The sequence below is a fragment of the Bradyrhizobium sp. NBAIM08 genome (assembly GCF_020193935.1).
In the GTDB taxonomy this organism is placed as follows: Bacteria; Pseudomonadota; Alphaproteobacteria; order Rhizobiales; family Xanthobacteraceae; genus Bradyrhizobium; species Bradyrhizobium yuanmingense.
The window spans coordinates 163,299-183,442 of sequence record NZ_JADYVR010000003.1; the positions used below are offsets into that span (position 1 = coordinate 163,299).

At 65.3% G+C, this 20,144-nt stretch carries 21 protein-coding genes; 7 read left to right on the forward strand and 14 right to left on the reverse strand.

From position 1 onward, the window contains the following. Positions 1 to 13: 13 nt before the first annotated feature. From I6F37_RS11620 to I6F37_RS11630, 3 genes are all read right to left on the reverse strand, one after another. Positions 14 to 970, reverse strand: a complete 957-nt coding sequence (locus I6F37_RS11620) for a carbohydrate ABC transporter permease (RefSeq protein ID WP_035998865.1) — start codon at positions 968 to 970, stop codon at positions 14 to 16. A 143-nt stretch (positions 971 to 1,113) separates the two neighbouring features. Then, positions 1,114 to 2,454 (reverse strand): ABC transporter substrate-binding protein, encoded by a 1,341-nt coding sequence (locus I6F37_RS11625; protein ID WP_225112909.1) that lies wholly within the window; start codon positions 2,452 to 2,454, stop codon positions 1,114 to 1,116. An 85-nt stretch (positions 2,455 to 2,539) separates the two neighbouring features. Further along, entirely contained in the window at positions 2,540 to 3,583 is a 1,044-nt protein-coding gene (locus I6F37_RS11630; RefSeq protein WP_035998879.1) for a C-terminal binding protein, read from the reverse strand. Positions 3,584 to 3,837: 254 nt separating this feature from the next. On the opposite strand from I6F37_RS11630, the gene I6F37_RS11635 reads away from it, so the two are divergent. Beyond that, positions 3,838 to 5,523 (forward strand): methyl-accepting chemotaxis protein, encoded by a 1,686-nt coding sequence (locus tag I6F37_RS11635; RefSeq protein WP_035998883.1) that lies wholly within the window; start codon positions 3,838 to 3,840, stop codon positions 5,521 to 5,523. 120 nt (positions 5,524 to 5,643) lie between these two features. Here I6F37_RS11635 and I6F37_RS11640 read toward each other — a convergent pair whose 3' ends face one another. Together I6F37_RS11640 and I6F37_RS11645 are read right to left on the reverse strand one after the other, a co-directional pair. Beyond that, the gene (locus I6F37_RS11640) at positions 5,644 to 6,621 is read right to left on the reverse strand and encodes a tripartite tricarboxylate transporter substrate binding protein (protein WP_035998887.1); all 978 of its coding nucleotides are present in this window, start codon (positions 6,619 to 6,621) and stop codon (positions 5,644 to 5,646) included. A gap of 97 nt (positions 6,622 to 6,718) precedes the next feature. Then, positions 6,719 to 7,654: a DMT family transporter gene (locus tag I6F37_RS11645; RefSeq protein ID WP_035998888.1), complete on the reverse strand. Its 936-nt coding sequence runs from the start codon at positions 7,652 to 7,654 to the stop codon at positions 6,719 to 6,721. 92 nt (positions 7,655 to 7,746) lie between these two features. On the opposite strand from I6F37_RS11645, the gene I6F37_RS11650 reads away from it, so the two are divergent. Further along, positions 7,747 to 8,148 (forward strand): DUF1330 domain-containing protein, encoded by a 402-nt coding sequence (locus I6F37_RS11650; protein ID WP_035998891.1) that lies wholly within the window; start codon positions 7,747 to 7,749, stop codon positions 8,146 to 8,148. A 194-nt stretch (positions 8,149 to 8,342) separates the two neighbouring features. Here I6F37_RS11650 and I6F37_RS11655 read toward each other — a convergent pair whose 3' ends face one another. Then, a complete protein-coding gene (locus I6F37_RS11655; protein ID WP_035998893.1) occupies positions 8,343 to 9,275 on the reverse strand; it encodes a DMT family transporter in 933 nt (310 codons plus the stop codon). Positions 9,276 to 9,698: 423 nt separating this feature from the next. On the opposite strand from I6F37_RS11655, the gene I6F37_RS11660 reads away from it, so the two are divergent. Then, on the forward strand, positions 9,699 to 10,991 hold the full coding sequence (locus I6F37_RS11660) for an adenylosuccinate synthase (protein ID WP_035998896.1): 1,293 nt from the start codon (positions 9,699 to 9,701) through the stop codon (positions 10,989 to 10,991). A gap of 37 nt (positions 10,992 to 11,028) precedes the next feature. Further along, positions 11,029 to 12,618 (forward strand): hypothetical protein, encoded by a 1,590-nt coding sequence (locus tag I6F37_RS11665; protein ID WP_225151265.1) that lies wholly within the window; start codon positions 11,029 to 11,031, stop codon positions 12,616 to 12,618. Between the two features lie 121 nt (positions 12,619 to 12,739). On the opposite strand, the gene I6F37_RS11670 is transcribed toward I6F37_RS11665, so the two are convergent. From I6F37_RS11670 to I6F37_RS11680, 3 genes are all read right to left on the reverse strand, one after another. After that, on the reverse strand, positions 12,740 to 13,012 hold the full coding sequence (locus I6F37_RS11670) for a hypothetical protein (RefSeq protein ID WP_036022099.1): 273 nt from the start codon (positions 13,010 to 13,012) through the stop codon (positions 12,740 to 12,742). A gap of 252 nt (positions 13,013 to 13,264) precedes the next feature. Next, positions 13,265 to 13,483, reverse strand: a complete 219-nt coding sequence (locus I6F37_RS11675; RefSeq protein ID WP_036022080.1) for a hypothetical protein — start codon at positions 13,481 to 13,483, stop codon at positions 13,265 to 13,267. Between the two features lie 36 nt (positions 13,484 to 13,519). Further along, on the reverse strand, positions 13,520 to 13,762 hold the full coding sequence (locus tag I6F37_RS11680) for a hypothetical protein (protein WP_035998910.1): 243 nt from the start codon (positions 13,760 to 13,762) through the stop codon (positions 13,520 to 13,522). A 142-nt stretch (positions 13,763 to 13,904) separates the two neighbouring features. Here I6F37_RS11680 and I6F37_RS11685 point away from each other — a divergent pair, with 142 nt between their 5' ends. Further along, positions 13,905 to 14,330, forward strand: a complete 426-nt coding sequence (locus I6F37_RS11685; RefSeq protein WP_225151267.1) for a DUF5413 family protein — start codon at positions 13,905 to 13,907, stop codon at positions 14,328 to 14,330. A gap of 57 nt (positions 14,331 to 14,387) precedes the next feature. Then, positions 14,388 to 14,930, forward strand: coding sequence for a DUF4112 domain-containing protein (locus I6F37_RS11690; protein ID WP_085972009.1), 543 nt, complete (start codon positions 14,388 to 14,390; stop codon positions 14,928 to 14,930). Positions 14,931 to 15,169: 239 nt separating this feature from the next. Here the strand turns inward: I6F37_RS11690 and I6F37_RS11695 are convergent, their stop codons facing one another. The 4 genes from I6F37_RS11695 to msrA all read right to left on the reverse strand — a co-directional run bounded on the left by I6F37_RS11695 (position 15,170) and on the right by msrA (position 17,103). Continuing rightward, positions 15,170 to 15,463 (reverse strand): hypothetical protein, encoded by a 294-nt coding sequence (locus I6F37_RS11695; protein ID WP_024337713.1) that lies wholly within the window; start codon positions 15,461 to 15,463, stop codon positions 15,170 to 15,172. Between the two features lie 212 nt (positions 15,464 to 15,675). After that, on the reverse strand, positions 15,676 to 15,840 hold the full coding sequence (locus tag I6F37_RS11700; RefSeq protein ID WP_035998916.1) for a DUF3309 family protein: 165 nt from the start codon (positions 15,838 to 15,840) through the stop codon (positions 15,676 to 15,678). Between the two features lie 108 nt (positions 15,841 to 15,948). Continuing rightward, complete coding sequence (gene msrB / locus I6F37_RS11705) at positions 15,949 to 16,368, reverse strand: peptide-methionine (R)-S-oxide reductase MsrB (protein WP_109142549.1); 420 nt, start codon at positions 16,366 to 16,368, stop codon at positions 15,949 to 15,951. Between the two features lie 30 nt (positions 16,369 to 16,398). Continuing rightward, a complete protein-coding gene (gene msrA, locus I6F37_RS11710; protein WP_035998921.1) occupies positions 16,399 to 17,103 on the reverse strand; it encodes a peptide-methionine (S)-S-oxide reductase MsrA in 705 nt (234 codons plus the stop codon). A gap of 247 nt (positions 17,104 to 17,350) precedes the next feature. Between msrA and I6F37_RS11715 the strand changes: the two genes are divergently transcribed. After that, positions 17,351 to 19,039, forward strand: a complete 1,689-nt coding sequence (locus tag I6F37_RS11715) for a caspase family protein (RefSeq protein ID WP_225151269.1) — start codon at positions 17,351 to 17,353, stop codon at positions 19,037 to 19,039. A 6-nt stretch (positions 19,040 to 19,045) separates the two neighbouring features. On the opposite strand, the gene I6F37_RS11720 is transcribed toward I6F37_RS11715, so the two are convergent. Further along, positions 19,046 to 20,131: a lysophospholipase gene (locus I6F37_RS11720; protein ID WP_225151271.1), complete on the reverse strand. Its 1,086-nt coding sequence runs from the start codon at positions 20,129 to 20,131 to the stop codon at positions 19,046 to 19,048. Positions 20,132 to 20,144: the final 13 nt, after the last annotated feature.

A 20,144-nucleotide genomic window follows, 5' to 3' on the forward strand; every position in this document is an offset into this window, starting at 1 on the left:
TTGCGCGACGGTTTCAGTCATTGGCCTCTCCCTGCTGCCATTTGCGGCGTGCTAGGCCGAAATAGGAGAACAGCGTCGCGAACACCAGGAACGGGATCATCGACACCGCGATCGCCGCGCCTTCGCCGAGCTCGCCGCCGGCGATGCCGCGCTGGAACGCCAGCGTCGCCAGCAAATGCGTCGAGTTCACCGGACCGCCGCGGGTAATGGCGTAGACCAGCTGGAAGTCAGTGAAGGTGAAGATGATCGAGAACGTCATGACGATGGCGAGGATCGGCAGCATCATCGGGAAGGTGATGTAGCGGAAGCGCTGCCAGGCGCTGGCGCCGTCCAGCATCGCGGCCTCGTAGAGCGAGGGCGAGATGGTCTGCAAGCCCGCCAGCAGCGAGATCGCGACGAAGGGAATGCCGCGCCAGATGTTGGCGGCGATCAGCGAGAACCGCGCCGGCCAGGGCGAGCCGAGGAAGTCGATATTGCTGTCGCGCCAATGCAGCACGTCGACCAGCAGGTAGGAGATGATCGAGAACTGCGGATCGTAGATCCACCAGAACGCCAGCGCCGACAGCACCGTCGGGACGATCCAGGGCAGCAGCACGATGGCGCGCAGCAGGCTCTTGAACGGGAAATGGTTGTTGAGCAGCAGGGCGAGCCAGAAGCCGAGCGCGAATTTTCCGAAGGTCGCCACGGCCGTGTAGAACACGCTGTAGAACACCGCGTTCCACCACAAGGGATCCGTGAGCAGGTACTGGAAATTCTCGATCCCGACATAGATGCCGCGACGGCCGATCGTGGTGTCGGTGAAGGCGAGCCAGACGCCGAGGCCGAGCGGGTAGGTCAGGAATACCGTGAGCAGCCCGAGCGCGGGCGCGAGGCACATCACGATCAGGAACGGCTTGTAGTCGAACAGGCGCACGATCCAGTTCGGCTGTCGTTGCGCCAGTGCGTGGGAGGAGAGGGTGGTCACGGACATAGATTGGTTTGTCCCGTCTGAAGTGTCACGACACCGTCATTGCGAGCGAAGCGAAGCAATCCAGTCTGTCTCCGCAGTGATCGTCTGGATTGCTTCGTCGCAAGTGCTCCTCGCAATGACGGCGGCTCTGTCGTCGTCGCGCTCTACCGCTGCCGCCGGAAGTAGCGTTTGCAGCGCTGCTCGGCTTCCGCAGCCGCGGCTTCCGGCGTGGCGGCTCCGGTGGCGACGGACGCGCACATCTGAATCAGCACGTAATCGGCGCTGACTGCGCCGGTGGCCGTCGAGATCGGCCCCTTGTAGCCGTCATAGTAAGTGCTGTTCATCGTGTTCTTGAACAGGCTCACCTTCGGATCCTGCGACCACACGGCAGCCTCGGCATAGGCGGCCAGCGGCTGCGACCAGTAGCCCGAATTGGCATTGAGCCACGGCTCGTATTGGTCCTTCTCCAGCATGTACTGCAGGAAGGCCTTGGCGGCATTGGGGTACGGGCTGTGCTTGAACACCATGGCGTTCAATGTCAGGCCCGCCATCGGCGAGACCTTGGCGAGGCCCTTGGGCAGCAGCTGATGCTCGCTGTCCTCGGCGATGGACTTGGTGGCCGGGTCGTTCTTCAGCGAGAAGTACAGTGAGACGCCGTTGGCCGTCAGCGCGATCTCCTGCGAGGAATAGGCGCGGTTGTTGCTGACGTCATTCCAGGACGGCGTGCCGGCGATGAAGGTCGGATACAGCTCCTTGACCCAGTTGAGTGCGGCGATCGTCTCCTTGCTGTTGATGGTGACGTTGCCCTCCTCGTCGAGCAGCGAGGCGTTGTGCGACCACAGCGCCCAGTTGGCGAAGCCGTTGCCGTCGCCCTTGGCGTTGCCGAGTGCGAAGCCGGCCGGCTTGCCGGCCTTTTGCAGCTTGCGGCAGAGGTCGAGCACGCCGGCATGATCTTCCGGAACCTTGTCGAAGCCGACCGATTGCAGGACCGACTTGCGGTAGATCAGGGGACCTGCGGTGGCGCCGAACGGCAGTCCGATCCAGGACTCGCTCTTGTTCTTCTTGCCGTAGCGTTGCGCCAGCGGCAGCCAGCCGCCGTACTTCTTGCCGAGATAGTCGGCGACGTCGGTGAGCTCGATCAGCTTGTCGATGTAGATGTGAGGCGCGTCGGAGAAGCCGATGATGATGTCGGGGCCGGCGCCGGAATTCGAGGTCACCGCGGTCTGCTGGTTGATGTCCTCCCAGCCGACGAAGTCGACCTTGACCTCGACCCCGGTGTCCTTGGTGAACTTTGCCGCATTGGCGCGGAACACGTCCTCGTCCGCCTGGACGAAGCGCACCGGGCGCAGCATGCGCAAGGACGCGCCCTTTTCGATCTCGCGCTTGGGTGCCGGGACGTCGGCAGCCTTGATAGCGGACGTTTGCGCTGCAGCACCGGTGGCCGCGAGCGTTGCAGCGGACAGGCCCAGCGCCAAGGCATCACGACGTGTGATGTCGTTCCTCATCAGTACCTCCCTATGATGTCTCCCTTCCCGGCGTTGATCGCCGGTGAAGGGGCCGTTTGGTCCTTGGCGCCTTCGCGCCGCCCGCCTAGCTGTTCGGCCCGCGGTCCATGCTGACGGGCTGCCAGCGGCGGAGCGCGGTGTTCTGCAGCACCGACGGATTGACGCAGCTTACCGGCCACATGCCCTGGAGCACCAGTGACAATTCGTAGCCCACCCGGCGCTTGCGCGCCTCGTCGAACCGTGCCGAGGCCGAGGCGACATGGGCGGTCAGGGTCACGTTCTCCATGCCGAGCAGGGGATTGTTGTGCGAGGGCGGCTCCTTTTCCAGCACGTCGAGAGCGGCGTGCGCGATCCAGCCCTCCTGCAGCGCCTTGATCAGGCTCTCCTCGTCCACGGTGGCACCGCGGCCGGTGTTGATGAAGATCGAGCCTTTCTTCATCTGTCGGAAGTGCTTCTCGGTCAGCATGTGATGCACCTCGGGCCGCGCCGGGGCATGCATCGAGACGAAGTCGGATTGCGACAGCACCTCGTTCAGCGTCGCCGGGATCACGCCGTGTTCGTACATCAGCGTTTCCTGGATGAAGGGATCGTAGGCCATCATGCGCAGGCCGAAAGGCGCGGCGCGTCTCGCGACCGCACGCGCGACCCGGCCGAACGAGATGAAGCCAAGCGTCTGGCCCATCAGCCTCGGGATTTTCAGCAGCGCCGGCCGGCCCTCGGCCCAGCGGCCGTCGCGCACCATGCGGTCCTGCTCGACCAGGCGGCGGAAGCCGGCGAGCAGCAGCATCATGGCGTGGTCGGCGACCTCCTCGATGAAGGTGTCGGGAATGTTGGTGACCGGAATGCCGCGGGCCGTGGCGGCCTTGACGTCGACACTGTCGACGCCGACCGAGCCGAGCGTGATCACCTTGCAGCTCTCGAGCGCGTCGATGATGGTCTTGGTGATCGGGATGCCCTTGGCGTAGATCGCGTCGGCATTCTTCGCGGCGGCGATGAACCCCGCCTCGTCGGCGGGCCCCTCGACGATCTCGGCATCGATCGGATCGAGCGCCTCGCGCTCATAGGAATAATCGCTGCCCGCGACGGTGAAGCTCGCACCCTTCGGCGTCACCACCCTGTATTTCGGCATTATCTGCTCCCGATTTTGGTTTCTTGTTGCGCCCCGCCTCGACGGGCGGGCCTTTGCGTCTTTTACGCGAAATCCGGGCGAGTGCGTACAATTCACGGTTGTTGCGGGCGAGGTATATTTCCGCTTTTCCGTGCAAGCCCCGGGCTTCTACGGAGGTGCGTAAGTAACTTGCTAAGGGCTCCGCCACTAAGACTTGATTCGAATTTGATCGATCTCGTCGTGCGCCTGTACCCCATCATTGCCGGAGCTAACCTGTGAAGTTGAGCAATCTGAAGATCGCCCCGAAGCTTGGCATTCTCGTCGGCGTCACGCTGTTCGGCCTCTGCATCTCCGGAGTTCTCGCCGGCTATCTGATGAAGCGCGAGATGGTAAATGCGCGCATCGACCAGGCCAAGGCGATCGTCGAGCTGGCGCGCAACTATGCCGCCGCGTTGAAGAAGCGCGTCGATGCCGGCGAGATGACGAAGGACGCCGCGATGGCCGAGCTTCGCCGCTACGGCAACGCGATGACCTATGACAAGGGTGCCGGCTACCTGTTCGGCACGTCCTATGACGGTCTCACCCAGCTTGCGCCCGATCCGAAGGTGATCGGCACCAACCGAATGGACGTCGTGACCAACGGCCGCAAGCTGTCGCTGGAATTGATGAACGGCGTCAAGGCCAACGGCGAGATCCTGCTTCACTATGAATATATGAAGCCCGGCCAGGAAACGCCGATCCGCAAGATCGGTTACGCGGTCGCGGTCCCCGGCTTCGATATGTATCTCGGCACCGGCGCCTATCTGGATGACATCGACGCCAAGATGGGTCCGGTCTACTGGCTGCTCGGCCTGGCGGTGCTCGGCATCGTCATCGTTGCCGGCAGCGTCGCCTGGATGATCGGCCGCAGCATCAGTGCTCCGCTCGGGCTGCTCGGCACCCGGATGCGGGAGCTGGCCGACGGCAAGCTCGAAGGCGACATCCCCGGCGTCGGTCGTGGCGACGAGATCGGCGCGATGGCATCGACCGTGCAGATCTTCAAGGACAACGCGATCCGCATCCGCGACCTCGAGAAGACCGACGCGGACGCCAAGGAACGCGCCGCGGCGGATCGCCGCAGCGCCATGGAGGAGATCGCCAACGATTTCGAGCGCAGCGTCAACGGCATCGTCCGCTCGGTCTCCTCGGCCGCAGCCGGCATGCAGACCACGGCGCAATCGATGACCGCGACCGCCAGCGATGCCTCCTCGCGCGCGGCAACCGTCGGTGCCGCCTCGCAGAAGGCGTCCGGCAATGTTGGCACCGTTGCGGCCGCCGCCGAAGAGCTGTCGAGCTCGGTTGCGGAAATCTCCCGCCAGGTGACGCGCTCGACTGAAGTTGCGAGCCGTGCCGTCAGCGATGCCGAGCGCACCAACGCCACGGTGCAGGAGCTCTCCACCGGTGCCGAGAAGATCGGCGAGGTGGTCAAGCTCATTCACTCGATCGCGGCGCAGACCAACCTGCTCGCGCTCAACGCCACCATCGAGGCGGCGCGTGCCGGCGAGTCCGGCCGCGGCTTCGCCGTCGTCGCCTCCGAGGTCAAGGCGCTCGCCAACCAGACCGCGAAGGCGACCGAGGAGATCTCCGCCCAGGTCGCGGCGATGCAGACCTCGACCAGCGATGCGGTGTCGGCCATCTCCGGCATCACCCAGACGATCGCCGAGATGAGCGAGATCACCGCCGGCATTTCCGCATCGATCGAGCAGCAGGGCGAGGCGACGCGCGAGATCGCCCGCAACATCCAGTCGGTCGCGGCCGGCTCGAGCGAGATCAACGCCCATATCGGCAGCGTCACCTCGGCCGCCGAAGCGACCGGCAGCGCGGCCAGCGATGTGCTCACCAACGCCCGCGAGCTGGACACCCAGTCCGGCGCGCTGCGCGATGCCGTCGACGGCTTCCTCGCCAAGGTCCGCGCGGCGTAAATTCTTACGCTGAATTCGTAGGGTGGGCAAAGACGCGAAGCGTCGTGCCCACCTTTTCTTTTTGAGTACGGTGCGACTCTTCGTGGGCACGCTGCGCTTTGCCCACCCTACGAGACCGTTCTACTGCTTCTCGATCTTCGCGTTGGCGATCAGCTTTTCCCACAGCACCAGCTGCTCGTTCACGAAGGTGCCGAGCTGCTCCGGCGTGCCGGAAAAAGCGTCCATGCCGAGCGTGGCGAGCTTGGCCTTGATCTCCGGGTTCTCGATGATCTTGCGGATCTCGGTGTTGAGCCGGGTCACGATCTCCTTCGGCATGCCGGCCGGGCCGAAATAGCCCTGCCAGGACGTGATGTCGAAGTCCGGCACGCCGGCCTCCTGCATCGAGGGCAGGTGTGGCACCAGCGGCGTGCGGTTCTTGGTGGTGACGGCGAGCGCGCGCAGCGCGTTGCCGTTGACATGGGGCAGGCCGGTCAGGATGTCGACGAACATCATCGACACGCGGCCGCCCATGACGTCGTTGAGCGCCGGCGGCGAACTCTTGTAGGGCACGTGCAGCAGGTCGAGCCCGGCATTGTGCGCGAAGGTCGCGCCCGACACGATCGCCGCCGAGGAGCCCGAGGCGTAGCTCAGCTTGCCCGGATTGGCCTTGCCATAGGCCACCAGCTCTCCGACCGTCTTGGCCGGCACCTCGGGATTGATGACCAGCATGAAGGGCAGATCGCCGGTGCGGGCAATCGGGGTGAAATCCTTGACCGGATCGTAAGTGAGGCTCTTGAGCAGATAGGGATTGGCCGAATGCGTCGTGTTGGTCGTCACCAGCAGCGTGTAGCCGTCGGGAGCAGCCTTCGCGACATAGGTCGCGGCAAGCATGCCGTTGGCCCCCGCCTTGTTCTCGATCACGATGGGAACGCCGAGCGCCTGCGACAGATGCTGCGAAATCAGCCGTGTCGTGGTGTCGGTGCCGCTGCCGGCCGCGAAGGGCAGCACCAGCGTGATGTTGCGGCTGGGATAGGTGTCGGCGTGAGCGGTGGATGCTGCCGTGAGGCATAGCGCGGCCGCGGCGACGGTCCGCAGGTTTCGAATCAGCCCTGAAATCATGTCGGTCGTTCCCTCTTTTTGGTTGGCGGGGAACCTAGCTTGTCCAAAGGGGAATCGGAAGATGGCTATAGGTCGTGACCGCGTCCGTCGCGCGGAATTATGTCATCGCCGAGCCCCGGCGCGATGCAAGCACGACCCCGGCGAGCACCAGGGCGTAACCGATTAGGTGGAACGGCTGGAGCTTCTCGCCCAGCAGCACGATCGCCAGCGCCGAGCCGAACACCGGCACCAAATGGAAGAACGGCGCCGCCCGGTTCGGCCCGATCAGCGCCACGCCGCGGTTGAAGAAGAGATAGGCGAGTGTGGAGGGGAAGATCAGGATGTAGCCCAGTGTCGCTAGCGTGGTCGCGTCGAATTGCAGCACGAGGCCGCTCGCCGCCTCCCAGATCGCCGTCGGCAGCAGCATCGTCGCGCCGCAGCAGGTGGTGAAGGACAGGAAGGAGAGCTGGTGGATCTTCGGCCGGCGCGGGATGAAGGCCGAGTAGAGCCCGAACGCCACCAGCGAGGAGGCGAACATGATGTCGCCCCTGTTGAAGCTGATGCTTGCCAGCGCCGCGAGGTCGCCGCGCAGGATGATGATCAGCACGCCGAGCAGCGAGATCGCGATGCCGCCGAGCTGCGCGCCGGTCAGCCGCACGCCGAACAGCACCAGCGACCACAGCGCCACGAACAGCGGACCCGCCGACTGGATCAGCAGCGCATTCAGCGCCTCGGTGTATTGCAGCGCCCAGTACGAGATCGCGTTGTTGAAGGCAAAGCCGACCAGCGACAGGAACAGCATCAGGGGCATGCTCTTGCGCAACGCAGGCCAGTCGCGCTTCAGATGCGGCCAGGCGAACGGCAACAGGATCAGGAACACGCCGAACCAGCGGATCGTGGTGATCGTCAGCGGCGGCACATGCGCCCCGACATGGCGCGCGAGCACGATGTTGCCGGCCCAGAACAGCGAGCTAAGGCTGAGCAGCAGATAAGGCTGGTTGTTGAGCCAGCTGGCCGGATTGGCGGCCGGTGGCGCGGGCGAAGCGGTCGTCATGGGCGTTGGATACAACTTGCGCCCGATTGCCGCGATGGCACAAGTCACAGCGCCGCAATGCTACAATGCAGCCGAGCCCTAAGGAGGTGCCATTGGCGGTCAATATGTTGAACATCGAGGGCCTGGAGCGGCTCGATCCGAATGCGCCGGTGGTGATGCTGAACCTGATGCGCTTCCACGCGCGCTCGCTCGATGGCGACGGGTCGGGCTGGGACGCATACTTGCGCTACAGCGCGATCACGGTGCCGATGATCAAGGCGCGCGGCGGCACGCTGCTCTGGACCGGTGAAGGCAGGGAGGTCGCACTCGGTCCGCACGCGGGCAACGATTGGGACTTCGTCGCGCTGGTCCATTACCCGTCCGTCTCGGCCTTTCTCGACATGATGACCTCGCAAGCCTACGAGCGCGAAGCCGATCCGCATCGCGTCAACGGCTGCGCCGAGCACGTGATCATTGCGACGAGCGAGGCGTACAGCAAGTTCAAGACGAAGTAGCAGCGCGTGCACTTTTCCCCTCTCCCCTTGTGGGAGAGGGTGGCTCGCCGCGTAGCGGCGAGACGGGTGAGGGGTCTCTCTCCGCGAGTCCACTCCCAATTGAATGCGCGGAGACAACCCCTCATCCGGCGCTTCGCGCCACCTTCTCCCACAAGGGGAGAAGGGAAGTGCAGCGAGCGCTTCGATGAAGCCGCCTAACTTGCCTGCTTTCGCGACGCCGCGAACACGCCCGCCAGCACCAATGCGAAACCGATGAAGTGGAACGCCTGCGGGTGCTCGCCCAAAAACGCCATCGCCATGATCGAGCCGAACACCGGCACGACGTGGAAGAACGGTGCGGCGCGGTTGGCGCCGATCAGGCGCACGCCGCGATTGAAGCAGAGATAGGCGAGCGTCGAGGGAAAGACGGCGACGTAGAACAGCGTCAGGAGGTTCGGCCCGTCGAGCTTCATCACCGGGCGAGCAGACAGTTCCCAGATCTCCAGCGGAATGAGACAGGCGGCGCCGCAGCCGAAGGTGAAGGCGAGGAACGAGAGGCCGTGCATCGGCGGCCGCCTCAGTGACAGCACCGAATAGAGCGCGAAGATCAGGAGCGCGAGCAGGAAGATCAGGTCGCCCTTGTTGAAGTCGATGCTCGACAGCGTGGTGAAATCGCCATGCAGCAGGATGGTCAGCACGCCGCACATCGACAGCAGCACGCCGAAGGCCTGCGCGGCGGTGAGACGAATGCCGAGGATGACCAGCGACCACAGCGCCACCAGCAGCGGCGCGGCCGACTGCAGCAGCAGCGTGTTGAGCGCCTGGGTGTGCTCCAGGGCCCAATATTGCAGCGTGTTGAAGGCGCCGATGCCGGTGACCGAGAGCGTGACCATCAGGCCGAGCTTGCCGCGGATCGCCGGCCAGTCCTGCACGAGGTGCTTGAAGGCGAACGGCAGCACCAGCAGGAAGGCGAAGAACCAGCGCAGGAACGACAGCGTCACCGGCGGAATGTGGCCGGCAGCGAGCCTACCGACGATGGCGTTGCCGGCCCAGCACAGCGCGGTGATGCTGAGCAGCAGGTAAGGCTGGTTGGCGATCCAGCTGTGGCCGGATGTTTCCGCGGGCGTGGTCTGGCCGGTGGCGGACATTGTGATGGTTGAGCCCCGCGTCGAGTACGCCGAGCCCTCCGGCCCGGCGAGGTCCGGGCCGGCTGATCACCCGGCAGGTCCAAAGACACGGAAAACCAGGTTGCATCAACGGGGACGGGCGCATCGCGACCATGCTGGCGGCGAAGGCGGCCTCTCCCGCTTTGGTCGAAGCCGCCTGCGCCGGCCCGCCAGGGTCCGGGATTTTCCGCGGATATCAAGGGCTTGGACCGGACGTTGGACCCCGAAAAAGCCCCGTTCTTGCTTGCCTAGAAGGGCTGCTTCCTTTATCCGGTTGGCTGCCTTGCGTGCGGGCGGCTCCGGCTGCCGATTGGGCTGGGCGCAGGCGTGATCCCGGAAGAGTGGGCACCGGTTTTCCGCGAGGATCATGCCTTCTAGAGACAGATTGAACAGGATTACCCGCGAATGGCCAATGTTGTCGTCGTCGGCGCCCAGTGGGGCGACGAAGGGAAGGGCAAGATCGTCGACTGGTTGTCGGAGCAGGCGGATATCGTCGTCCGCTTCCAGGGCGGCCACAATGCCGGCCACACGCTGGTGATCAACGGCAAGACCTACAAGCTCGCGCTGCTGCCCTCCGGCGTGCTGCGCGAGGGCAAGCTGTCGGTGATCGGCAACGGCGTCGTGTTCGATCCCGCCGCTTTCCTCGACGAGGTCGCCAGGCTCAGGTCGCAGGGCGTCGATGTCGGCCCCGACAACCTGCGTGTCGCGGAAAACGTCACGTTGATCCTGCCGCTGCACCGCGAGCTCGACGCGCACCGCGAATCCGCCAGCGCCGCGACTGCGATCGGCACCACCCGCCGCGGCATCGGGCCGGCCTATGAAGACAAGGTCGGCCGCCGTGCCATCCGCCTGATGGATCTGGCCGATCATCAGACGCTGCCACACAAGATCGACCGCCTGCTGGCGCACCACAACGCGCTGCGCCGCGGCCTCAACCTGCCGGAATTCGACGGCGCGGTGATCCTGAAGGAGCTGATGGCGATGGCGCCGCAGCTGCTGCCCTATGCCGAGACGGTCTGGCGGCTGCTCGATATCGAGCGGCGCGCCGGCAAGCGCATGTTGTTCGAGGGCGCGCAAGGCGCGCTGCTCGACGTCGACCACGGCACCTATCCCTACGTCACCTCGTCCAACACGGTGGCGGCGCAGGCCGCGACCGGCGCCGGCCTCGGGCCGGGCGCGGTCGGCTACGTGCTCGGCCTGTGCAAGGCCTACACGACCCGCGTCGGCCAGGGCCCGTTCCCGACCGAGCAGGACAACGAGATCGGCCGCAAGATCGGCGAGCGCGGCCGCGAGTTCGGCACCAATACCGGCCGTCCGCGCCGCTGCGGCTGGTTCGACGCCGTGCTGGTCCGCCAGGCGGTCCGGACCTGCGGCATCAACGGCCTGGCGCTGACCAAGCTCGACATCCTCGACGGCTTCGATTCGATCGAGGTCTGCACCGGCTACAGGCTCGACGGCAAGGAGATCGACCATTTCCCGGCCGGCGAGGGCGCGCAAAGCCGGGTCGAGCCGATCTACGAGACCATCGAGGGCTGGAAGGAGCCGACCGCCAATGCGCGGTCCTGGGCCGACCTGCCGGCGCAGGCCATCAAATATGTCCGGCGGATCGAGGAATTGGTGGGATGTCCGGTCGCGCTGCTTTCCACCAGCCCGGAACGCGAAGATACTATCCTGGTGCAAAATCCGTTTGAGGCTTAACGATATCTTACCGGGACGCGCGTATAGTTGAGTAGAAATGGCTGATTACTATCCGCTGATCGCCCGCGCTATTGCCGCCCTGGACCCCAACGCTCCCGGCGAAAGCCGTCGCGCGCTCTATGAGCGGGCGCGCACGGCCCTGATTGCGCAACTGCGCAGCGTGCAGCCGCCGCTCTCCGAATCCGAGATCACCCGGGAACGGCTGTCGCTCGAGGAGGCCGTCCGCAAGGTCGAATCGGAGGCCGCCCAGCGGGCCCGCGAGGCCTCGCGTCCCGGTGGCGCCGCCCGCTCCGGCTCGAGTGGCGATGCCTTCCGCCGCGCCAGCACCCGTGCCACCGAGGCGAGCCCGGCTGCGGCTCCGCCGCGCACGCGTCCGGCCCCGACGCCGCCGCGCGCCGACCGCCCGTCCTTCAACGTCGATGATCAAGGCGAGGCCCCGCGGCCGCCGCGCGCGCCCCGTTTCGACGCCCCGCGCCCACCTGGCCCCGCCGCCCCGCCGCCGGAGCCGCCGGCCGGCCGCGATCGCCAGGGTGGGCGGCGTCCGCCCGACGTCGGCCCGCCGCCGCCGCTGCCGTCCTCACCCGGCGTGCGCGGCTTCCGTGACATCACGGCCGACGCCAACGATCTCGGCGGTGCCGCCGCGCAGGCCAGCCGCGCCGCGCGCCGCACCTACGCCAACGTGCCCTCGCCCTCGCCGGAATTCGACCGGCTGGAGCCGAGCCTGGAAAACCGCGCCGGTGAGACCGAAGCGCCCTATTCCTACGACGAGTCGATCGAGGAGGCCGAGCGCTACACGCCGCAGCCGCCGTCGCCGCGTCCGCGCATCGCCCCCGATCGCGACGTCAAGAAGCGCGCCCGCACCGGCTCCGCTTTTCCGTTCAAGAGCGCGATTGCCGTCGGCATCGTGCTCATCCTGGTCGGCGCCGGCATCCTCTGGGGCAAGCAACTGGTCCAGATCGTCAACGGCTTTCTCAAGCCGTCCGCGACGCAAGTTGCTGACACGCCGACGACGCCGGCGCAGCCGCAGAGCAAGCCCAAGATTCCCGATCGCGTCGGTCAGCCCTCGGCGGACCAGCCGGTCGCGCCGGTGGCGCAGAAGGTCGTGCTCTACGACGAGGATCCGTCCGATCCGAAGGGCAAGCAATACGTCGGTTCGGTGGTGTGGCGGCTCGAGCCGATCAAGGCCTCCGGCAACCAGAAGGCCGACGTCGCCGTGCGCGCCGACATCGAAATTCCCGACCGCAAGTTCAAGATGACGATGTCGTTCCGCCGCAACACCGATTCCTCGTTGCCGGCGAGCCACACGGCGGAGCTGACCTTCATCCTGCCGCAGGATTTCCCCGGCGGCAGCGTCTCCAACGTGCCGGGCATCTTGATGAAGTCGAACGAGCAGGCCCGCGGCACGCCGCTCGCCGGCCTCGCGGTCAAGGTCACCGACGGCTTCTTCCTGGTCGGCCTCTCCAATGTCGACGCCGACCGCGCCCGCAACGTCCAGCTCCTGAAGGAGCGCTCCTGGTTCGACGTGCCGCTGGTCTACGCCAACCAGCGCCGTGCCATCATCGCCATCGAGAAGGGCGCCCCCGGCGAGCGCGCCTTCAACGACGCCTTCGCGCAGTGGGGCGATTGAGGCTCTTCTGTCATTCCGGGGCGCGCGTAGCGCGAACCCGGAATCCATTTCACCGCGTCACATGCCGCCCGATGGATTCCGGGCTCGTGCTTCGCACGCCCCGGAATGACGTCCGAGAGGACTACTGCGCCGCGGCTTCCCGCTTGCGCGATGCCGCGGCGGCGGCGTGCTGGCGGTCCATCACGGCGCGGCAGCCGGGGCTGACCTGCGCCTTGTTCCGCACCATGCAGGCGGTGATCCGCGGGATGTCGGGAATCTCGCTGGAGCACAGCCGCATGGCGTCACCCGAGCACATCTGCTGGGCTTCTTGCGTGAAGGCGAAACTGGGTGAGGTCTGGAGAGCGAAGGTGGTGGCGACTGCGAAGAGCGAAGCGATGGTCTGAAGGCGTGTCATGTGGAATGGATCCCCGAGTTCCCTTAAGGCTTGAGCCGCTTGGTTTTGGGGCGCCGCACGCGGCTTGATCTGCCGCATGTCGCAGCCTTCACGTCGGGAGCTTCGATCCCGCGTGTGGTCGCTCGACTTCTTGATGCTCGAATCGAAAGTGCTGCGCCGCCCGAGCGAAGTATGCGCCATTGTCACGCGCCCGCAATGGCCGGCACAAAGGAATTCGCAATTGTTGCACGCCAGTCACGTCGCGCGATCAGATCAGCCGATCGGAGATGCTTGTTCCTCATCGCTCGCGCCGAGAGCGGCGGCGTGCTCCTCGACAGCGGTGACGCCCTTGGGCGTCAGCTCGAACAGATCGCCGTCCTTCATCACGTAGCCGTCGGCGATCAATTGCCCCATCTTGCCATGCCGGTCGTCGGCAAAGGCAACGGACTGGCTGATGTCCCGCAGGATCGAGAGCTCTTCGTCGTGCAACATGGCGTCACTCTCCGTTCGCGGGTTATGGGTCCGTCCTCACATGCCGTGGCTCTGAAACACCTTGCTGCAAGACTTGGACAGCTTGGCCCTGTTGGCTTGCAGGCAGCCTTGCACTGCCATCTCGTTGCCAAGGTCCTTGCGGCAGAAACGCTGAGCGTCTCGCGTGCAGGCCTGCCGCTCCTGCGGCGTGCCCATCTGACCTTGGGCCAGCGCGGGTGCCGTCGGCAGGCTGCTCAAGGCCGCCAGCGCGATCGTCGCCAGGAGAAATTTGCGGGCCATCGGCGGCTCCAGTCTGCCAGGGGTCAATCCAGGTCCAGCATGAACTCATCGCCTTGCCACTTGTTCCCCTTAAGGAGCCCGGCGCCCGCTGTTCAAGGTTCCCGCTGCGCTGCTATAACGCCTGCAGAGTGTGAGGTGCTTGATGAAACGCTATCTGGTATTTGCGCTGGTCGTCCCATTCATCGGCGGGTTCCTGCTGCTGCTGACGACGACCTACCAGTCCGGCTATTGGGCCCAGACCAACCTCGGCGAGGTCGGCAAGCTGTTCGCGGTGTTCTTCAAGACGCTCCAATACAGCTACCTGTTCGGGTTCTTGCCTGCGCTGATGATCGGCGCAGTCGATGACATCCTGATCCACATCCGCCGGATTGGGCCGGTCTTGCGGATGCTCCTGGTCGGCCTGTTCGCCTTCGCTCTGGCCTCGCTCACCCACAGCTCGCGCGGGCCGGATTCGGGCGCGGTGCAGTTCATCCTGTACGGGCTCGTCGGTTTCGTGCCGGCGGTGATTTCATCCTGGCTGGTGCATCGCTACGTCGAGGAGCCGCAAGCCGCGCCGGTGCTGACCTGACGCGCGGCGTTCGGGCGCGGCCCAACCTCCGCCGCGCTGGCGCGTTCACTGAAGGCCATGGCCATGCAAGACGACGACATCCTCGCTCCGCGCAAATCCCGTTCCGGGAGCGGCTCGCATGCGCGCTTTTCGCGCGACGAGGCGCGCGGCCCGATCATCGACCAGGACGGCCACGAGATCAGGCCGGAAAGCCTGGAGCAGGGATTTCGCGAGTTTCGTTTCGAGTTCGGTCAAGGCAGCCCGTTCGGCAATCTGACGCGCGAGCAGCGGATCGCGCGGCTCGAGGCGATCGCCAAGCTGCTCGACGTCGCCTTCATCCTGCCCGGCACCAACATCCGCTACGGCATCGACGGGCTGATCGGATTGATTCCCGTCGTCGGCGACGTCATCACCACCGCGATCTCGCTGTGGCTGGTGCGCGAAGCCCGCGCGCTGGGCGCGCCCTGGCACATCACGGCGCGCATGCTCGGCAATGTCGCGGTTGACGGCGTGGTCGGCCTCGTCCCGTTCGCGGGCGACGCCTTCGACGTCATGTTCCGCGCCAACACGCGCAACGTCCGCCTGCTCCAGCGCTGGCTGGAAAAGCAGCCGCGGATGTAGCCTGGCTGAGAGCGCTCGCCGCGAGTCCGACTGGTCGACAATGCGCTCGATCTCCCTGCGTCGTCATTGCGAGCGCAGCGAAGCAATCCAGAATCTTTCCGCGGAGGGACGCTGGATTGCTTCGCTGCGCTCGCAATGACGGATGAGAGATAGCGGGTGAGAAAGCCCCCAAACACAAAAGGCGCGACGACCTTTCGGCCATCGCGCCCTCTGCGCACATCGAACTTTGTTGCGAAAGCTTACGCCGCGTCGGCGTCGGTCTCCGCGGCCGGGGCCGGCTTGGGCCGGCGGGGCAGCGGGAAGGCATCGCTCTCGTACAGCGAGCGGATGCCGTTCTGGTCGAAGCGCGCTTCCTCGACCTGGAGATAGGCGCCGTTCAGCGAGTCCGTCGGCAACTGCTCCATCGCGAACTGCACGGCCTCGGCCGCAGTGCCGAACCGCCGATAGGTGAAGCCCGCGCGCTTCTTCTTGCGGATGGCGGCGGGGAAGAGTTCGGCGGAGGTGTTGAAGTTGAACGGACGCAGTGGACGCATGGTCAAAGACCTCGTGATCTTCTCTGGGGCTTTAAGCGCGTGGGGTTGGGGAGGGCAGGGGCCGCAATCGAGCGGGCCCGCCGCATGTCGTTGTCGCCCTCTAATATAGGCCGATTTGACAAAAATGCGACCCCCGCGATGCGAGATGATGAATCAGCGCATGGCAGCCCCGCGGAGACGAAACTTATCAATGTTTCAATGACTTATATGGCTTAAACTTTGCCAAGAAGCAGCAGCACGACCAGGATCACCAGCACGACCCCGCCGATCCCGATGCCGGAATGGCCAAGGCCATAGCCGTAGCCGCCGAACCGGCCGGACAGGCCGCCGACGAGATAGATGATCACCAGGATGATCAGGATGGTCCCAAGCGCCATGGCATCCTCCCTGGCGGCCACCGAAATGCGATGATCGGCCGCACCGCCAGAGCAGAAAAGCACATCGCGCCGCCGGGTTCCACGGGGGAACCCGGCGGCGGGCTTGGGTTATTTGGGCTCGAGCTTCAGGGCCGCGGAATTGATGCAGTAGCGCAGGCCGGTCGGCCCTGGGCCGTCGGGGAAGACGTGGCCGAGATGGCCGCTGCATTTGGAGCAGAGCACCTCGGTGCGGATCATGCCGTGGCTGGTGTCCCGCTCCTCGTCGATGTGGCTCTCGATCGCGGGCTGGGTGAAGCTCGGCCAGCCGCAGCCGGAATCGAACTTGGCATCCGACTCGAACAGCACATTGCCGCAGCCGGCACAGACATAGGTGCCGGCACGGTGGTCGTGCTCATATTCGCCCGAGAAGGGACGCTCGGTCGCCTTCTCGCGCAGCACGGCGTATTGCATCGGCGTCAGCTCGCGCCGCCACTGCTCTTCACTCTTGATGACCTTGTCGTCGGTCGCTTTCGTCTTGGTGTCGGGCATGGGTCTCCCGTTGCTTTGGGGATCTCGCGATCAGTTGGTGGCCTTGCCGGCATTCACCAGCGTCGGCTTCTCGATGTAGTTATCCGCGAACAGCTTTTTCAGGTTCTCGACCTTCGGGATGTCGTTATAGACGATGTAGGGCTGGTTCGGGTGCAGCGTCAGATAATCCTGGTGATAGGCCTCCGCCGGATAGAACGCCTCCAGCGCGCCGATCTTGGTCACGATCGGCTTGTTGAACACCTTGGCGCCGTTGAGCTGGGCAATATAGGCCTCCGCGACCTTCTTCTGCTCGTCCGACGTGGTGAAGATGGCCGAGCGATATTGCGGGCCGACGTCGGGACCCTGGCGGTTGAGCTGGGTCGGGTCGTGCACCACCGAGAAGTAGATCTGGAGGATCTTGCCGTAGGAGATCTTCTTCGGGTCGTACTTGATCTCGACCACCTCGGCATGGCCGGAACGGCCGCTCGACACGGTCTTGTAATCGGCGGTCGCCTTGGTGCCGCCGGCATAGCCGGAGACCGCGTTGACGACGCCTGCGGTGTGCTGGAAGACGCCTTGCACGCCCCAGAAGCAGCCGCCGGCGAGCACGGCGGTCTGGACGCCGCTCGCGGGCGCCGCGTCCAAGGTAGGGGCTGGGATCACGACCGCCTCCTCCGCGGCCCGCGACGGCATCACGAAAGCCAGCGTCAGGGCGGTGGTTGCGGCGAGCAGGGTGGAGAGGGCGGTTCGGCGCATGGCATCCTCTTTCGGAAGGGCTGACAGTCTAGGGCGGTCGGGACCGGGCGAACAGCCTGCCCGGCCGCGTTTTCGCATCATCCGAGATACGGGCCGTACCGCAGATTGTTACGCCGGGGCGGACACGAGACCGTGAGGACGCGGCTGACGCGGCGACGGGCCGGCTTGGCGGGATGCGGAACTCCGCGCTAGATGAACCGGCGCGATCGATGATCGACCAAATGGTGGCTGGAGCTGGCCTGACAACATGCTGCGCGTCGTACTCCTGATCCTGGCCGTCCTCGCCGCCGGCACTTGCTTTGCCGCGGCCGATCTCCGAGCCGGCGACGATCTCGCTTTGTGCCGCGACCGCCAGGCCGAGCTGCAGGCCCGCGCCGCCGCCTGCGAGAATCTGCTGAGCGCCGATCGCCTCACCGCCAAGGACAAGGCGATCGCCCTGTCCGCGCGTGGCAATGTCCTGCTAAACAAGCGCGACCATGTCCACGCGATCGAGACGCTGTCCATGGCCATCGACCTCGATCCCGACAACGTCGTCGCGCTCAACTTGCGCGGCCTCGCCTATGAGCGGAGCGGCCAGGAGGATCTCGCGATGGCCGACTACAACCTCGCGCTCCGGAAACGCCCGGCCTATGGCGTTCCTTACAACAACCGCGGCGTCATCCACGCGCGCCGCGGTGCGCTGCAGAGCGCGATCGACGATTTCAGCCTGTCGATCAAGTACACGCCGAAATTCCTGCTCGCCTGGACCAATCGCGCCCGCGCGCGCACGCTGATGAAGGATTTCGACGGCGCCATCGCCGATTTCGCCGAGGCCGAGAAGATTGATGCGGCTGCGCCGCAGATCGCCGGCAACCGCTGCATCACTTACGGCATGATGGGCAAGTTCGACCGAGCCCTGGCCGATTGCAATGGCCTGATCGAAAAGCAGCCCAGGAACGCGTTCGCGATCAACAACCGCGCCGACGTCAACATGATGAAGGGCGATCTCGACGCGGCGCTGAAGGATTACAACACGGTCATCCAGAACAACCCGAACAATGTCCGCGCCCATTCCGGCCGCGGCCAGATCTACGAGCGCAGGAAGGATCTCGCGCAGGCCCGCGCCGATTATCGCGCCGCCGCCTATTCGCTGACGAGGTTCGACGAGACCGAGGTTGCGCGCGCCCGCGCCATCGCGCAGGAGCGGCTCGCCGCCCTGACGCCGAAGGAGGCGGCGAGCGCGACGACCGGCCGTCGCGTCGCGCTGGTGGTCGGCAACGGCGCCTACAAGAACGTCCATGCGTTGCCCAATCCGCCGCGCGACTCGAAGCTGATCGCGGGCGTGCTGCGCGACCTCGGCTTCAAGACCGTGATGGACACCAGGGACCTCACCCGCGATGCGTTCTTCCAGACGCTGAAGGCCTTCGCGGAGGAAGCGGAAAAGGCCGATTGGGCCATGGTGTATTATGCCGGCCATGGTTTCGAGATCGGCGGGGTGAACTATCTCGTTCCGGTCGACGCCAAGCTCACCGCCGACAAGGACGCCGAGACCGAGGCCGTCGCGCTCGAGCAGGTGATCGCCGCGGTCGGCGCGGCGCGAAAAGTGCGCCTCGTGGTCCTCGATGCCTGCCGCGACAATCCGTTCGCGCCGGCCATGCAGCGCACGCTGTCGCTGAAGCTGGTCGAGAAGGGCTTTTCCAACATCGAGCCAGGTGCGGGCTTCATGGTGGTCTACGCCGCCAAGCACGGCCAGACCGCGATGGATGGCGATGGTAGCCCCAACAGCCCGTTCGCCACCGCGCTCGCGCGCGAGATCAAGCAGCCGAAGGTCGAGATCCGAAAATTGTTCGACATCGTGCGCGACGACGTCTGGGCCGCGACCAGGCACGAGCAGCAGCCGTTCACGTATGGGTCGCCGCCAGGGCGGGAAGATTTTTACTTCGTCGCTGGGAAGTAGCCGCGCTCACGCCAGCGAATTGAACCAGTCGAACGCCGTCGCGTTTCCGTTCAGAACGGCCGCTTCGCCATAGAGGCTCGACAGGAACGTGCCGCGATGGCTTGCGCCATTGACCGCGACGCCCGCGGCGAAATGCCCACCGGCGGCGATTGCGGGCCGCACCAGCCGGGGATGCAGCGCCTCATCGGCCAGCCCGTAGTAAAATCTGATCGGGGAATCGTACTGCCAGTACGTCGCACCATTGCCACCAAGGTGGCGCAGCAATGCGCTGTTGGTCTCGTTGGTGAAGCGATCGAAGAAGCCTTCGACCAGGAAATCGCCGGCGGGCGGAATGCTCTTCGCGATCTCGCCCTCGAGGCTGTAATCGGACCAGTATTTCTCCGCGAAGGCTTGATATTGGGGCTTGACCGCCGTCTTGAACAAGTCGGTCAGCCCGTAGTAGCGGCGATAGCTGCCGAGCAGGACGATCAGGCAGGGTGTGATCCAGGCCGGCGGCATCGGGTAGGAGGTTTCCGAGGCCGGAATATAGGCCGTGGGGTTCGTCCAATAGTGAAAGCTCTCGGCGAGATCATTGAACGGACTCTGTGTGGCGGTCGCCCGCACCTTGATGCCGCGGCGCTGCAGCTCCTGTTTCAGCCACTGCGTGTTCAAGGCGCCTTGCGACCAACCGTTCAGGAACAGGTTTGATTGGCGCAGGCTCAGTGTCCGCAATTCGTGCAACCCTGCCGTCAGGATGTCGACGCAGCATTGCACGGTCGCGCCCTTCACGGCATAGGCTTCGCTCCGACCGTTGCGATAAGGGCCCTTGCCGACATAATCGGCCGCGACGACCGCATAGCCGTTGCCGGCGAAGCGCTGGACGTTGAACAGGGTCTCGATCGAATCGACATTGTCGCGCAGCTCGTAATTTTCGTCCTTCAGCCGCAGCAGGTTCGACGGGACCTGATCGAAGGAGAGGATCGTGCCGTGCTGCCATGACAGGAGCGGCAAGGTGCCGCGCGCGCCGACCGGAACCGCAAGCAGGCCGCTGACCTTGACGCGTTCTCCGGTATCCGGGATGCGCGTGAAGGTGACGATGCGCCGCAGCTCCACGTCGTTTCGTGCC